The 15345-nt window shown below is 55.3% G+C and carries 11 protein-coding genes; 4 read left to right on the forward strand and 7 right to left on the reverse strand.

Annotation, left to right across the window (positions count from 1 at the left end; translation table 11 throughout):
* The first annotated feature begins 74 nt into the window (after positions 1-74).
* Positions 75-3188, forward strand: a complete 3114-nt coding sequence (locus AC6T8Q_RS05165; protein ID WP_500678055.1) for a POTRA domain-containing protein — start codon at positions 75-77, stop codon at positions 3186-3188.
* A gap of 23 nt (positions 3189-3211) precedes the next feature.
* Here AC6T8Q_RS05165 and AC6T8Q_RS05170 read toward each other — a convergent pair whose 3' ends face one another.
* The 4 genes from AC6T8Q_RS05170 to AC6T8Q_RS05185 all read right to left on the reverse strand — a co-directional run bounded on the left by AC6T8Q_RS05170 (position 3212) and on the right by AC6T8Q_RS05185 (position 8302).
* A complete protein-coding gene (locus AC6T8Q_RS05170; protein WP_496919649.1) occupies positions 3212-3562 on the reverse strand; it encodes a hypothetical protein in 351 nt (116 codons plus the stop codon).
* Positions 3563-3666: 104 nt separating this feature from the next.
* The gene (locus AC6T8Q_RS05175) at positions 3667-4530 is read right to left on the reverse strand and encodes a sigma-70 family RNA polymerase sigma factor (protein ID WP_496919648.1); all 864 of its coding nucleotides are present in this window, start codon (positions 4528-4530) and stop codon (positions 3667-3669) included.
* Between the two features lie 376 nt (positions 4531-4906).
* Complete coding sequence (locus AC6T8Q_RS05180) at positions 4907-6733, reverse strand: 30S ribosomal protein S1 (RefSeq protein ID WP_500678056.1); 1827 nt, start codon at positions 6731-6733, stop codon at positions 4907-4909.
* A gap of 582 nt (positions 6734-7315) precedes the next feature.
* Positions 7316-8302 (reverse strand): PEP-CTERM sorting domain-containing protein, encoded by a 987-nt coding sequence (locus AC6T8Q_RS05185; protein ID WP_500678057.1) that lies wholly within the window; start codon positions 8300-8302, stop codon positions 7316-7318.
* 384 nt (positions 8303-8686) lie between these two features.
* Between AC6T8Q_RS05185 and AC6T8Q_RS05190 the strand changes: the two genes are divergently transcribed.
* On the forward strand, positions 8687-9391 hold the full coding sequence (locus tag AC6T8Q_RS05190) for a class I SAM-dependent methyltransferase (protein WP_500678058.1): 705 nt from the start codon (positions 8687-8689) through the stop codon (positions 9389-9391).
* Positions 9392-9440: 49 nt separating this feature from the next.
* On the opposite strand, the gene AC6T8Q_RS05195 is transcribed toward AC6T8Q_RS05190, so the two are convergent.
* Positions 9441-9623: a hypothetical protein gene (locus AC6T8Q_RS05195; protein ID WP_500678059.1), complete on the reverse strand. Its 183-nt coding sequence runs from the start codon at positions 9621-9623 to the stop codon at positions 9441-9443.
* Positions 9624-9984: 361 nt separating this feature from the next.
* Between AC6T8Q_RS05195 and AC6T8Q_RS05200 the strand changes: the two genes are divergently transcribed.
* On the forward strand, positions 9985-10203 hold the full coding sequence (locus AC6T8Q_RS05200; protein WP_500678060.1) for a hypothetical protein: 219 nt from the start codon (positions 9985-9987) through the stop codon (positions 10201-10203).
* A gap of 99 nt (positions 10204-10302) precedes the next feature.
* On the opposite strand, the gene AC6T8Q_RS05205 is transcribed toward AC6T8Q_RS05200, so the two are convergent.
* Both AC6T8Q_RS05205 and cmk read right to left on the reverse strand, forming a co-directional pair.
* A complete protein-coding gene (locus tag AC6T8Q_RS05205) occupies positions 10303-11937 on the reverse strand; it encodes an FAD-dependent monooxygenase (protein WP_500678061.1) in 1635 nt (544 codons plus the stop codon).
* A gap of 39 nt (positions 11938-11976) precedes the next feature.
* Complete coding sequence (gene cmk, locus AC6T8Q_RS05210) at positions 11977-12684, reverse strand: (d)CMP kinase (RefSeq protein ID WP_500678062.1); 708 nt, start codon at positions 12682-12684, stop codon at positions 11977-11979.
* Positions 12685-13126: 442 nt separating this feature from the next.
* Between cmk and pilM the strand changes: the two genes are divergently transcribed.
* Positions 13127-15340, forward strand: a complete 2214-nt coding sequence (gene pilM, locus AC6T8Q_RS05215; protein WP_500678063.1) for a type IV pilus assembly protein PilM — start codon at positions 13127-13129, stop codon at positions 15338-15340.
* Positions 15341-15345: the final 5 nt, after the last annotated feature.

Genomic DNA, 15345 nt, shown 5'->3' on the forward strand with positions numbered 1-15345 from the left:
GGGGGCCTCACTGCGCCCATGGCGTTTTAGCCCCCAGCCAACATGCTATTCTCCCGTAAGAATTTCAATTGCCCATGCCTTTCCTTGAGCGACTTCACCGACTCGTAGCATACACGGCTCCAGCCGGCTTGCTGCTCTGCTGTTTGACGGCAACAGTCATTGTCTCGGCGCAAGAAATGGCTGCACCGACGGGCGACATTGCCGTAGATCCCGCGGATATGGTTAAAGAAATTCGCGTGCTCGGTAACGAAACAATCACTGCCTCGCAGATTGCCGGACATTTAACGACTCGTGTTGGACGACCCTTCGATCAATCGGTCGTACAGCGCGACGTTCGTCGGTTGGCCAATCTCGGTTGGTTCATCGACGTGAAACCGCTCTACGAAAGCACGCCGCAAGGCCGAATTGTGATCTTCCAGGTCGTCGAGCGTCCTACGATTCGCTACGTCACGTTTCTCGGCAACGAAGGCGTAACCGATAAAAAACTGACGAAAGAAACCGGATTAAAAGCGGGCGGGGCGGTCGATCCTTACGCCGTCGAGGAAGCCCGGCGTAAGATCGAGGAATACTATCAAGGCCGAGGTTACAACAACGCCCAAGTAACGATTCTCGAAGGAACCAAGCCGACCGACAAAGGCATTTCCTTTTTGATCAACGAAGGTGTTTCGCAAAAAGTTTGGAACGTCGAGTTTGTTGGCAACGAATTCGTAAGCGAAGGACGCTTACGGACGATTATCAAATCGAAGCCGCCGCTACTCAAAGTCTTCAAGGGTTACGTCAATCGCGAGCAGATCGATGGCGACGTCGACTCCCTCACGGCGTACTACCGTTCGTTTGGCTACTTCCAAGCAAAGGTCAGCCGTAAGGTCGACTACTATCCTCGTGAGAACTGGGCGCAGATTACGTTCGTAATCTCTGAAGGCCCTCGCTACAACATTCGTGATGTCCGCTTCATTGGTAACAGCAAGTTTGAGCCCGTCGCACTGGCGGAAACGGCCAAACTTAAGGGAGGCCATGCGTTCGAGCAGGCCAAAATGGGTGCTGATGCCCAGTGGATTCAGGATCTCTACGGCAGCCACGGCTATGTCTTTGCCGACGTGAAGCCGGAAACCGTGTTTCTTGAGCAACCGGGCGAAGTCGATCTCGTCTATCACATAGAAGAAGGTGAGCGATTCCGCGTCGGGCGTATCATCGTCCATATTGCAGGTGATAATCCTCACACGAGAATTCAAACGGCTATGAATCGTATGTCGCTGCGTCCTGGCGACATCATGGATATCCGTGAATTGAGGGCGAGCGAACGTCGCCTTGTGGCGAGCAGCTTGTTCCATACCGATGCGGCAACCGGTGTGCGTCCAAAAATCACTTACCGTATTCCAGATGAATCCGAAGTGATGGCGGCGAGCTTTACGAGTGATCCCGCTCCCCGTCGTGGGCCAAAAATTCCGGCGAAGGCGAGCGGCTCGGGGATTCGTGGCCAAAGCCCCGACAATTGGGGGCCGAGAGTAATCGCGCCTCCATCTTTTGCAGACAACTTGCCAGCGCCTGTTGCCGCCATACCACAGACTCAATTTCAATCGACTGTGGACACTCAAATGGATGTCCATGTCGAATGCGAAAGCTTGGAACATTACGAGCGTTGGTTGGAAGAAGAAGGCATGCTTTCGAGTCCCGAAGAAGATGGGTCTCAGCCATTAACGACACCTGCTGTACCTAGCACTGAAGAGCAAATTATTATCCGTGGCCAAAGCCCAGAGTCCACTGAATCAGGGTGGTGGGTGCGGCCTGCTGCCGCTCCCCAAAATGCACAACCGAATGCCTACCAAGCGGTTCGCGGTCAAACTCCTGATGTAGTGCCCAACAGTGCATATGCTTCGCTGCCAACATCAACGAATTCACCGTATGGTGGCCGTGCTGTTGGTGCGACCGATCCGAGTGTCAAACCTCCCAGCAATGTGCAGCCGGTTCAATACACCGAGTCAATTCCGCCACCCGCGCAAAGCTTTGGGCCAACTCAAGGCTTTACCGCAAATCCGGTTCCGGGTTACGAAGTGTATCCCAATGGCGATATTGGCTTCCCTGGGCAGCCTTATCCCGAGCAAACCGTCGACATTATTTTTGATGGGCAGGAAACTCAGACCGGCCGGTTGCAGTTGGGCATGGGCGTGAACTCCGATGCAGGCGTGATCGGTAACATCGTGATCGATGAACGCAACTTCGATTGGCGGCGATTTCCCCGATCTTGGGAAGACATTCGCAATGGCACGGCACTTCGCGGTGCTGGTCAGCGCTTTCGAATCGATGCCTCGCCGGGTAGCGAAGTGAACCGCTACTTGGTGAGCTTCCAAGAGCCTTATTTGTTCGATAGCCCGGTGAATCTCGGTCTCAGCGCTTCCTATTTCGATCGCAGCTATACTGACTGGGATGAATCGCGTCTCGGTGGCCGTATTTCGTTTGGCTATCAGTGGCTGGAGAACGACTTGTCGACAGTTGCAACCTATCGAGGTGAAAATGTCGAGATCAGCAATATCGCGACGGCTCCAGGTGCATTCCCGGACTTAGACGAAGTCGTGGGCGATAACGCTCTCCATGGGTTCAAGCTCGCTGCGATCAATGACACACGTGACAGCGCGTTCTTGCCAACACAGGGTCACTATCTCGAAATTGGCGGTGAATACGTTACGGGCAAATTCCAGTATCCTCGTGTTGATGCCGATTTCCGCAAGTATTATTTGCTGCACGAGCGGCCGGACCATTCGGGACGACATGTGTTGAGCTATGCGACCAACGTCGGCTGGATGGGTGATGACGCCCCGATTTACGACCGCTTCTACGCGGGTGGTTTTTCCACTTTGCGTGGTTTCGACTTCCGTGGTGCATCGCCGATGACACTGGTGAATGGTCGTTGGATTGAATCAGGTGGTGATTTCCAATGGCTCAACTCGTTGCAGTACTTGTTCCCAATTACTGCCGACGACATGTTGCACGGCGTCGTCTTCTGTGACTTCGGTACGGTCGAGCCGACCGTGACGATCGACAACTTCCGCGTGGCACCGGGCGTTGGCTTGCGTGTGACTGTCCCCGCGATGGGCCCAGCGCCGATTGCTTTGGACTTTGCCTTCCCCGTCAGCAAAGCCCCCTTCGACGACGAACAGATGTTTAGCTTCAGCCTTGGGTTCAGTCGCTAGATCAGCGTTATTGAACAGGCGATTTATTGCACTGGCGTTTCAGCGCAGGGGCAGTTGGGCGCGACCGAGCCAGCCACAATCGACCCCGGCACACCCGGCATTCCGGATCTCACGTTGTTGTAGATCAAGTGGTCGGGATAAGGCCGCTGATACCAAGTGCCGGCAAAGAATTGCGGGCCGAACCATGGGTTATAGAACCCGCCGCCCCAATTTCCCCAGCCACGTTGTCCGCCCTGCCAGCCGCCGCCGTGATTCACAAATTCAACTTCACGACTACGCTGATAGACAGCGGGGACGGTATCCTCAGCCAGCACATCGACGGCAAGCCCAAGAGCGAGCACGACCAAGCAGGTTTGAAGTAATCGCAGAGCCACGCGGAAAATCCTTGAAACAGGGGGGAATCAGCACCACTTCCATGCTAGGCAGGTGCGTTCCGGATCGTCAAGTTTCGCGAGATTCCCGATGTTTATTGTGAATCTTAGTGCCGCATCACCCGGTCACGAGGATCTTCCAGGCTATCGGCCATGCGATTGAGAGCTTCGGTTTCGATCTGCCGTACGCGTTCGCGGGTGAGTCCCAATTGCTCGCCGATCTCTTTAAGCGTGCGTGGCTCGTGATTGTCGAGTCCGAACCGCATCTTGAGAACGGTAGCTTCCCGTTCGTCCATCGTGGTGAGCATTTCCATCACGTGCCGGAGGCTGTCGCTTTCGACGAGCGTATCGTCCGGACTCAGTTGCCGCTCATCCATCACCATGTCGCCCAGCGTCCAACCCGCGTCGGCTTGGTCGGTCTGCGGCGTTGCGTTGTAAATCTTGATCGCCTTTTTGATGATCGGCAGCTTCTTCTTCGGCAGGCCAAGCACGCGGGCAATTTCTTCAGGAGTGGGGCTGCGATCGAGTTCTTCGGTCAACCGTGCCGTCGCCCGTCGCCACTTGGAGAGCAGTTCCACCATATACGCCGGAATACGGATCGTTTTCCCGGTGTTGATGAGGGCCCGCTTGATCGACTGCTTGATCCAATAGCTGGCGTAGGTGCTGAAGCGAGTGCCCATCGCGGGGTCGAAGCCTTCGACCGCACGCAGCAAGCCAAGGTTGCCTTCTTCGATCAGGTCCTGCAGGCTCAAGCCTTTGCCCGAATAGCCGCGGGCGATGTTCACCACCAAACGCAGGTTGGCGCGGACCATGCGGTCGCGGGCTGTCGCGTCGCCTTGGCCAATCCGCACGGCGAGCTCTTTTTCCTCGGCGGCGTTCAGTAAGGCCGTTTCATTGATCTCCCGCAGGTAGGTTTCCAGCGGGGTCTGAACGGCTGAGGAGCTTCGGCGGGTTTTGGACGTAGTTGCCATAGGTAACTTGAACCGTTGTTGGGTGGGGGATGCGATCTCGCCGTTCCACTGTGATCCGCAAGCCTGGGGGCTGCAGACCACCCCCCACGTCCTGTTGCGGGCAGGGTTTTTGGCGCCACTCTTAACCGGTCCGAGTTTGTGGTTCTGGCCAACAAAGCCAGCGAACTTCCACCCGCCTGGTTTACGTCCTGTTGCACAAGAAGTATCGACGTAGGGGGGAATGTGCCTGCAATTTTGGCGTCTGATGTTGAAGTGGATCGGCTGTACGCATGATGCCGACCGTAACGATTGCCACGGCATCACTTTAAAAAGAACAGGGCACGGTGGAAAGTTTCCACCGTGCCCTAGTTGTGACACATTCAAACTGCCAGGCAACTTATTCTTGCGTTGCTTCAACGGCATCCTCTTCAGCGGCTCCATTGGTTTCGCTGGCCGACTTGAAAAGCGGCCCCGATTCGCTGCCAATACCACCCTTAAGTTCCGAAGGATCGGCCTTGCCAGCGGCTGCTGCGGCCGCTTCCGCAGCTTCGGCTTCCGCAGCAGCAGCGAAGTCTTCCTCGGCCCATTCCACGCGTTTGCGGGACAGCCCGATTTTACGCTCTTCGGAGTCGACTCGCAGCACTTTCACTTCGATGTCGTCGCCGACGTTGACCACTTCCTGAGGATTCTCAACCTTGTGTTCAGAAAGCTCTGAGATGTGCAACAGGCCTTCCAAACCATCTTCCAAACCGACAAAGACTCCGAAATTGGTTATCTTTGTCACTTTGCCCTTCACCAGCTGACCTTGTTGATAGCGGTTGGGGATGTCGGTGGCCCAAGGATCGTCGTCCATTTGCTTGAGGCCCAAGGCGATGCGGCGACGTTCTTGGTCGACCGACAACACCTTGCATTCGACTTCCTGGCCCTTCTCGACCACTTCGCTGGGGTGGCTGATTTTGCGGGTCCACGACATGTCGCTGACGTGCAGCAAGCCGTCGATGCCTTCTTCGATTTCGATGAACGCACCGTAGTTGGTGAGGTTGCGAACCTTACCCTTAACCAACGCGCCGGTCGGATATTTGTCGGCCACGCGTTCCCAAGGATTGTCTTGAGTTTGCTTCATGCCGAGCGAAATTTCCTGCTTCTGCTCGTCGATTCGCAGTACGACCACGTCGATCACGTCGTCGATGTTCACCAATTCGCTGGGGTGGCTGATACGCTTGGTCCACGACATCTCGCTGATGTGAACCAGGCCTTCGATGCCGTCTTCGAGCTTCACGAAAGCACCGTAGCTCATCACGTTGACGACCGTGCCCTTGACCACGGAATTGACCGGGTACTTGCCGGCGACATTCTCCCACGGGCTGGCTTGCTTCTGCTTGAGGCCCAGCGCGATCTTTTCTTTGTCGTAGTCGATGTGCAGGATTTGCACTTCGAGCTCGTCGTCGATCTTGACCATCTCGCTTGGGTGATTGATGCGACCCCAGCTCATGTCGGTGATGTGCAGCAAACCGTCGATGCCGCCCAGGTCCACGAACGCGCCGAAGTCGGCGATGTTCTTGACCATACCCTTGCGGAGTTGGCCAACCTGCAATTCCTTGAGCAAATCGGTTTTCTTCGATTCGCGTTGGGCTTCGATCAGGCTGCGGCGGCTGACCACGATGTTGCGGCGGGCTTCGTCGATCTTCAGCACCATGCACTCGATCGTCTTGCCGATGTATTCGCCAATGTCGTGCGGACGGCGGATATCGACCTGGCTCGCGGGCAGGAACACGTTGACGCCGATGTCCACCAGCAAACCACCCTTGATCTTGCGGACCGCTTCGCCTTTGACGACGTCGCCTTCGTGGACGGTCTCCATGACCTTCATCCACTTTTCGATCTTCTCGGCCTTGCGCTTGCTGAGCACGATCATGCCGCGATCTTCAAGCAACCCGTGACTGTCTTCCACGTCTTCGACGAGCACACGAATCGTTTGGCCCACTTCGGGAAGCTCTTCGCCTTCTTCCCATTCGTTGCGGGCGATCGTGCCTTCGCTCTTATAGCCAACGTCGACGAGCACATACTCTTCGTCGATGCGGATGATTTTGCCTTCTACGATTTGGTTGACATCGACGTCGGTGGCATCTAACCAACCGGCATCCTCGTCGGCGAGCTCACCAACGGCCAGTTCCCAATCTTCATCAGTAATGTCGAATTCGCGAATTAAGTTACGGTTGACCATGAATTAAAAAACCAATCGGGGACGTCGCTCGGCGGATTGCCCTGGCTGCTGAGTTCGATCCAAACAAACGAGGTGACCGCCGTCTACTCGATTGCCAACGCTGACAATCTGTGTGGGGGTATCCGGCGAATGGGAATCCAACATTTTAACGATGAAGGCGGCCAGTGACAATCGGGTTAAGTTGGCCCGCTGTCTGGAGTTAGTTGACCGGGGCGGCGGACTCTTGGGCGACCTTTTGGCCAGACTTTTGGAACGTCGCCCGGGGTCCCAACTTTTGCGACGAAACTCCCCGGTTTTGGCACCCCTGTTTTGCGTATTTCTCGTCAGACAAAGGGGAAATCGATGCGGCATGTGACAAAATAGGGAGACTTTTGGTTGATTTGATACAAGAGTGGTGTTCCAAAACTGCCAGCTTGATACGAGCGGCGGCACCGCACGGTGTGCGTAGGCACTGATTGTCGTGATTTTAGTGGCCAATTGCGAGCGAAATCTTTGGCCGGTCTATCTCCGTGCTTAAGCGAATTGGTCAGTCGCTCTCGCGGATGGAAGAACCGCGAGAGCGTGACGTATCAAAAGAAAACTTTAACGGCGATGTCGCAATAGCAGACCAGCCAGACTCAGGCCCATGAGAGAGAGCGAAGTTGGTTCTGGCACGAAAGGAGTGACGTCTGCGAAGGTATCGCCCCAACGGACTTCATCGAACCGACCAGGAACGTGACCAGCTCCCGAGAAAGTAAAATTGGCCAACCCGCCATGGTGAGAAATAAACAGATCTGAGTTTGGAGCTGACACCACAGCAGACGGAGTGTAGTTGCTCTCGACAGAATCAGTGGGGTCGAGGTAGACAGACACAGTATCAGCCAAGGCAGGATCAAACTCGAACTTCATCACAATCAAGTGAGGACCAGCCATGTTGGACAGATTGAGTCCACCACCATTGAGATCAGCAAAGGTGGTACCGCTAGCAGTGGTAACAGCCAGACGGAAATCATTTGTGCCACTAAAGCTATTGACAAACAATTCGACGGCTAGAAAAGAGTCCCCTATGCCACCATTCCACCACTCCAGACCTCTTTTGCCGAATTGTGTAGGATCATCAGTGCCCTGATTCCCGAAGTCAACGAGGAAACTCTGGTAGATCGTTTGAGGAACGCGGCCACCACCGAGTCCACCAGCAATCTCACGACCATTGCGCCCGAAGGAGCAGCAGCTAAACTGTACGGAGTCGGTAACAAGTCCTCCTTGTCGTGGAAACCTAGGGTAATTCATCACACCTACGGGCAGTCCACCTGCAGGAAGCGCGAATACTGCTTGAGCGTCGCCACCACTTTGAATCCATCCGGACGAGTAGAAGGCAGTTGGACTGGCGACCGGGTTCTGACCACCTAAGACATTAAGACCCGTGGAATCGTTGCCCGGAAGATAATCACCGGGACCCCCACTGACCCCAAACGGATCATAGACAAGTAGTTCTGCACTTGCAGTCGCGGCATACATAGCGACGACAAATACGGCCCCAGCGACGAGGCTCAAGGAGGCGAGACGTAAATTGGAAAAAGTCTGAAACATTAGACGAGTCCTCCCATTCAGAGTGAAAAGCAGCGATATTATATCAGTGACAGTTGCACCTTCTTTCAGGAACCTTTTCTCATCCTTTCCAGAATCTCGAAATGAAATTCTCTTAGTAGGAAACCTGCCAGACAAACGTTTTTCTTTATGACAACGCAGTAAATAAAAAACAAGTTGGCATTTTTGCAAAAAACTGAGACGGTTAAGTTATTCTGGTTAAGAAAGTCCAGTAGCGCGGCAGCAATTTAAACATACCGTCTTTGGCCTCTCGTACTTTGTCCAATTGGTTTGACGAGCAATTCAATGCCATAGATTTATTGCCGCTAATAAACGCGTAAGAGCAGAAATTCATTAGCGATCATTAGCGATTCAAATTTTAATGTTATGAACAAATTGATCTTCTTAGCAGTGTGCTTGATGGGATTGTGCCTTAGCGAATTCTCCGTCGCCAAGGAACCAATCCCTCCCGCGCTCACTGAGTACATGGGGCGCGAGATTGCCGTCACGATGCACTACACCGGCGCGCCATGGCTTGTGCGTGAATCTCGCCAGCGCGAGGAAGATTGCGAGCAACTTCTGAAAGCTCTCCATGTGCGGCCCGGACAGTCCGTGTGCGACATGGGCTGCGGCAACGGCTTTTATACGCTCCAGCTAGCCGAGCTTGTTGGGTCAGACGGCAAAGTGTTCGCCGTTGATATTCAGAGCCCCATGCTGGCGATGCTACGGGCCGAGATGCGCAAAAACAGAATTAAGAACATCAAGCCGCTGCTAGGAACACCCGTCGATCCGCGGCTCGAACCGGAGTCGGTCGACCTGATGCTGTTGGTGGATGTCTATCACGAATTCTCGCATCCCGAGCAGATGCTCGCCGCGATACATGCGAGTCTCAAGCCGCGGGGTAGGGTGGCGCTCGTAGAATTTCGCGAGGAGGATCCCCTCGTGCCGATCAAGCCGCTGCACAAAATGAGTAAGGCGCAGATCATGAAAGAATTCCCAGCGAACGGTTTTAAGCTCGTCGAGGAATACGACAAACTGCCGTGGCAGCATTTGATGTTTTTTGAGAAGGAAGAGGGGAACCAGATCCAATAGGTTCTCCAGTCACTTTGGAAATTCAAGTTGGGCTGGCTCTCGCAAGACTTTACACAGTGACCTTCGTGAGTTCTCCGCCATACTTTTGGTTGAAGATAAAGATTGTCACGGAAGCCTTGTTGGCGGCCAGCGATTCAGACTCTTTTTTGCCTTGGACCAGATAGTTCTCAACCAAACGTGCTGTTTGTCGATCAAGTTCATGACATTGGACAGGATGATCGGAGAAGACCATCTTATTTGGGAGTCTTGGTAAACGATGCGGTCAAGCTCGGCAGGGAGGTCATCCCAGTGGGGATGCCGATCTCCTCATAGCCGCCACGGCTCTGGTTCTTAAAGTCACGCTCAGCACGGGAAATATACGGCATTTCGACTGGGTACCAAATTTGACCTTGGCTGATTGGCGCAGCGAGCAATAGAAGGGCGATTTCGACAAAGCCTCTAGTTGTTTAGGTGCTCTAAAGGGCCCTTGCAAATAGCGCAGTACACTTAAATATGCGGCGAAGGTCGATTTCTCAATCCGTGAAGTCTTTTGAGGCTTAGTGAATCGCATGCTGCAAATAGGGGGGCGATTGATGGAGGGATTGAAAAAAGCGATGTTTCGCGAGTTAACTCCTCGGAATAAGGCGGGGGCCTATCTTGCGGCGTTGACCTGTCCTTGCCATGTGGGCATGCTGTTGTTTCTCACGGGAGGAACCGTCGTTGGCACTTGGTTGGGATCGTACGACACGATGATGTATGGCGTGGCAGGGGTGTTGTTCGTGTACGGAGTTTGGACGATGTTTCACTCGGGAAAATCCTGTCCCAGGCCGTGACGCCGTTTGTCGCTAGCCTTCCTGCGTTAGATCGTACGCAGTTCCGGCAATTTATGATGAGGCCATTGCCGGAACTCGCGTTGCTCGGTCCGGCCACGACTATCCAGCAACTAGATAACTTCGCAGATAGTTCATCACTTTCGCGCTCTCCGCGGGTTGGCCGCGGTAGCCGATGTATCCGTCGGGGCGGACCACGATCACCGTCGGGTGCGTGATGCTCAGTTTCTTATCGAGCAGTTCATCGACGTCGATCCAAACCTGGGAATTGCCCCCGACGGGTGCAGTGGGTTTGTCGGTCGGTTTGAAGATCACATGCGTGGCGAAAATAATCGGGAACGCCTGCTGAACGTCTTCGGCAAGTTGCGTGAGTGTGGCGATTGCCGTGGCGTCGTTTGCGGCGGGGAACAGCAGCAGGTCGTGTTGTGTCCCCTTTGTCACCGTGAAGAGGCTTGTCGGCTGACCCGTTACGGCCGAAGTGAGCGGGCTGTCGGGGAGGCGATCACCCGCGGGCAGGCCTCCTCCCAGCATGGGCCAATCTTCGGCGGAGAGCGAACTATCGCGGTAATTGATCGAGAGTTCGCAGATGGCATTCTTGATTTTGTCTTGCACAATGCCAAACGATGTGACGATCGGGGCGATGTGATTCCGCATGAACTGCGCGACCGGGTTACGCAATGTCGCCACGGTGGTCATCGTAGCGGCACCGCGGAGGACTTGATCGCCCACGCTACTCCGTTCGTGTGAATAGCTGCCGAGCAACGGTTCCGCTTGACCTTGGCCTTTATGAACGAGGGCCAATTTCCAGGCGAGATTAAATGCGTCTTGCATGCCGGTGTTCATACCTTGGCCGCCGGCAGGGCTATGAATATGCGCGGCATCACCAGCGAGCATCACGCGGCCGTGGCGATATTGATCGACCTTGCGTTCGTTGATGCGAAAGCCGGCCAGCCAGATCGGGTCGGTGAGAGTGATTCCACCGGGCCCCCGTTCGTCGACTTTGGCTTGCGCTTCGGCGAGCGTGGGATCGGCCGGTTTGCCCCCTGGTTGGGCCATGCCGAGGTCGGCGACCATCCGAAATCGGGTGTCTCCAATCGGAAAAAAAACCAGCACCCCTTTTGTATGCCAGAAGACGCTAATTTCATCGCGCGACATATTACCGTGCAGATGAACGTCGGCCAGGATCCAGTCGTTGGGCTCGGCTGCACCCGTGAACGGCACGCCGAGCGTGTGCCGAACGGTGCTGTGCGCGCCGTCGCAGCCGACGACCCAGGGATAGTCGGCCGTTTCTTCGTGACCATCGGCGAAGCGGAGCGTGCAACTCACGCCGTCGGCTTTCTCGCCGAAGGCGACCAGTTCGACTTGGCGCTCGACGGTAATAGCTCGCGCGGCGAGATGTTCGGCAAGCAATCGCTCGGTTTCGTTCTGCGGAATCATCAGGGGGAAGCAGTAAGGGCTGTCGAGCCCGGTGATGGCCAGATGAACAATTTGCTTCCCCTCGTTACGAATGCTGGCCCCTTTGAGCTTGAGGCCGTCGTTAATAAATGTCTGGGCCAATCCAAACTTATCCAGGAGTTCGAGCGTGCGGCTCCAAACGACCAAAGCTTTGGATTTGTCGCTGGGCGCGGGAGCCTTGTCGATCAGCCGGCAGGTGAGGCCGTGATGATGGAGCGCCGTGGCCATGGCGAGACCCACGGGCCCGGCACCGACAATCAGAACGTCTGCGGAATTTGACATCTTGCTCTCCGGCAACGGCATCGGGACGATGCCGGCTAACTAGATAATGGTCATTCGTGAGCGAACCAACTCTTCGAGCTTGTCGACGACTTCGCTGGGGGAAAGATCGTCGGTGTAGATTTCAATGGAATCCGGCGCTTTGCGCAAACCACCGAAATCGCGTTCGTGATCTTGTTGATCTCGCAGGCGTTGGTTTTCCTTCACAATTTCGAGCGAAACATCTTCGCCGCGGGCAACGAGATCGTGAAAGCGTCGTTCGGCGCGAACGTCTTCGGTGGCCGTCAGAAAGATTTTGCACTCGGCTTGCGGAAAGGCGAGAGTGGCTTGATCTCGGCCTTCGGCGACCACGTCGTAGTCACCAGCAATTTTCCGCTGAAGGTCGACCAGGATGTGTCGGACTTCGAGATTGTCAGCCGCGTGGCGGGTGAGCCGCGTGATTTCGACCGTGCGAATTTCACTGGAAACGTCCTCACCATCGAGCATCACTCGGTCGTCGAAGAGTTCGATCGTGGCCGTGGCGGCGATGCGGGCGAGTGGTTCCGGGTCGTTCCAGTCGATTTTCTGGCGAGCACCGGCCAGGGTGATGGCCCGATACATGGCCCCCGTATCTAAAAACTTGAAGCCGAGCCGTTTGGCCAATCTACGGGCGGCACTACTTTTTCCCGATCCTGCCGGACCATCGATGGTGACGATCATGGTAGCTTGGGCCGTGGGGATTGTCTCTTCAATGGTGGTTGGAAATGACATGCGAGCCCCTCTTGGGTGGCATGACGGATGGGCTTCATTGCCGAGCCGATTGGTGCCGTCACCTTGTTATCAGATTCCCAGCTGGGAATTGCAACCACCGCGACTCGTAGTTTTCGCCGGGAAATGCGGCGAATTGTCCAAGTCGAGCCGATAAGTCGTTCCAACCGGCAAATTCTATACAAAGGCCTTTTCTCGACTAAAATGGAGGGGCTGGGGGACTTTCAGCTCGCGCGGCTTTTGGGCTGTCGGGGGAAGCTCTCTCCGTGCCCATTTCTCGTCAGAAAAAATTGACGAACACGACGCTGACGCGATAAATTGTCCATAGAGGCACTTATCACAGAGATGCGTCGTTCTTGGGCTTTTCAAGAGAACGACGAAACAGCCGTGGCGGCGAGCGCTGCTGCCTGCGGTGACAATAAATCGGAACAGGAATCTATTAGGTATGGCGAAGAGCAATGCCGTTTGGGGAATTGATATTGGCCAATGCGCGCTCAAAGCGCTGTTGTGTCGCCCCCACGAAAAAGAACCGGATCGGCTAGTCGTGGAGTCATTTGACTACATCGAGTATCCGAAGATTCTCTCGCAGCCCGAGGCTGATCCCGAAGAGCTGGTGAGCGAAGCGCTCACGCAGTTTCTCTCGCGTAACGAAGTCCTGGGAGATCGCGTCGCGATTTCGGTCGCCGGGCAAAGCGGCCTCGCGCGGTTCATCAAGTTGCCGCCGGTCGAAGCCAAGAAGATTCCCGACATCGTTAAATACGAAGCGCGTCAGCAGATTCCATTTTCGCTTGACGACGTGGTGTGGGATTATCAGCAACTCACCGGCGGAAGCGAAGAAGATGGCTTCGCCTTGGAGCCGGAAGTGGGCCTGTTTGCGATGAAACGCGATCAAGTGGCCCGCGCGCTCAAGCCGCTCGACGCCGCGGGGATCGAAGTCGATATCATTCAGTTGATGCCGTTGGCGGTCTACAACTTTGTCTGCTTCGATCGCCTAGGTGATTTCAAGGCCGAGCCGTACGATCCCAAGAAGCCGCCGCAGTCGACGGTTGTGATTTCGCTGGGAACCGACACGACCGATCTTGTGGTGACGAACGGTTTTCGCGTTTGGCAGCGAAATATCCCCATCGGTGGGAATCACTTTACCCGTGCGCTCAGTAAAGAACTAAAACTCACGTTTGTGAAGGCGGAGCATCTCAAACGCAACGCCACCGAGGCCGACGATCCCAAGGCCGTTTTCCAGGCGATGCGGCCCGTGTTTAGCGATTTGCTGTCGGAAATTCAGCGTTCGCTGGGCTATTTCACGAGCATCGATAAGTCGGCGAAGATCGGCAACGTACTCGCTTTGGGCAACGGCATGAAGCTGCCGGGCTTGCAGCGCTATCTGTCGCAGAATCTCGAAATGGAAGTGAATCCGGTCACGGAGTTCGAGAGACTCATGGCCGGCAGTGCGGCGGGAAAACCACAGTTCAAGGAAAACACGCTAAGCTTCGCCGTGGCGTATGGCCTTTGTTTACAAGGGCTGGACAAGTCGGAACTCAAAACCAATTTGTTGCCCGAAGAAATTGTCCGTACGCGGTTGGTTCGGAATAAGAAGCCTTGGATGGTGGCCGGTGCCGCAGCGATTCTCGCGGGGCTGACGTTCAATTACTACTCGCACGTGGCCGCCTACAGCGAAGTCGAAAACGATGCGATGAAGCAAGCCGAGTCGCGAGCTAAATCGGTGCAAACCACGGCGGCCGGTTATGAATCGAGCAATGCGGATATTCATTCGCGCTTTGAAGCGATGAAGACGACCGGCGAAAAGCTAGTGAGTAACATCGAGGGTCGTTTGCGGTGGTTAGAGCTGCTTAAGGCCGTCGACGTGGCTTTGCCCAAGGACACACGTCCGGCCGAGGAAAGAAAAGAAACGGCTGAGGATATCAGCAAGCGGAACGAGTTGCATATCGTTTCCATGGAAACGCAGCACTTTGCGGACATCGGCACCGAGTGGATGACGGTGGTGCAAGCGGCTTATGACGATGCCAAAGGTCAGCCAGTGGCCGGCGCGGCTGATTCAGCTGCGGCACCCCTGGATGCTGCTTCTCCTGCGGCTGAGTTTGCTGATCCCATGGCGGGCGCCGACCCCGGAGCTGCCGGTGCTACCGGTGGCGGAGCCTTGAGTGGCCCCGGTTGGGTGGTTCAGCTCACCGGTTTTCATTACCACAACAGCGATCCCCAGAACGAGCGTGGTGAATTCGTCAAAAGCACATTGATCAAGAATCTCGAAGAGGGGACTGTTCAACTGCCAGACGGCCCCAACGGCGAATTGATTGAGGTTCCTATCAAGGATCTAGCGATCAGCCATGCTTGGTTAGCCAATGGCGAAAAGAAACTTTACGAAGAGCAGATTGATCCCGAGGCGATGGCGCAAGACCCGTCGGCTTCGGGTTCTGGTGGCGGCTACGGTCGCGAAGGGGGCTACAATCCTGGCGGAGCGAGTGCGAATAGCAAACTGATCAAAGTGAACCGCTTTGATTTCATTGTGCAGTTCGTGTGGCAGCCGAAGTCGCGGGCCGAGCGTGAAGAACTAGCAGCGGCTCGCGCCGAGGCAGAGAAGGCGGCTCAAGAAGCTGCGGCCGCTGCGGCTGCTACGGAAGCTGAGCAACCCCCTGCGGAATAGCAGAG

It is taken from the genome of Bythopirellula sp., from assembly GCF_041737835.1.
GTDB lineage: Bacteria > Planctomycetota > Planctomycetia > Pirellulales > Lacipirellulaceae > Bythopirellula.

Coding starts and splice junctions, on each gene's coding strand:
- AC6T8Q_RS05165 (WP_500678055.1), top strand. CDS start 75: ATGCCTTTCCTTGAGCGACTTCACCGACTCGTAGCATACACGGCTCCA.
- AC6T8Q_RS05175 (WP_496919648.1), bottom strand. CDS start 4,530: ATGGCAACTACGTCCAAAACCCGCCGAAGCTCCTCAGCCGTTCAGACC.
- AC6T8Q_RS05180 (WP_500678056.1), bottom strand. CDS start 6,733: ATGGTCAACCGTAACTTAATTCGCGAATTCGACATTACTGATGAAGAT.
- AC6T8Q_RS05185 (WP_500678057.1), bottom strand. CDS start 8,302: ATGTTTCAGACTTTTTCCAATTTACGTCTCGCCTCCTTGAGCCTCGTC.
- AC6T8Q_RS05190 (WP_500678058.1), top strand. CDS start 8,687: ATGAACAAATTGATCTTCTTAGCAGTGTGCTTGATGGGATTGTGCCTT.
- AC6T8Q_RS05195 (WP_500678059.1), bottom strand. CDS start 9,623: ATGGTCTTCTCCGATCATCCTGTCCAATGTCATGAACTTGATCGACAA.
- AC6T8Q_RS05200 (WP_500678060.1), top strand. CDS start 9,985: ATGTTTCGCGAGTTAACTCCTCGGAATAAGGCGGGGGCCTATCTTGCG.
- AC6T8Q_RS05205 (WP_500678061.1), bottom strand. CDS start 11,937: ATGTCAAATTCCGCAGACGTTCTGATTGTCGGTGCCGGGCCCGTGGGT.
- cmk (WP_500678062.1), bottom strand. CDS start 12,684: ATGTCATTTCCAACCACCATTGAAGAGACAATCCCCACGGCCCAAGCT.
- pilM (WP_500678063.1), top strand. CDS start 13,127: ATGGCGAAGAGCAATGCCGTTTGGGGAATTGATATTGGCCAATGCGCG.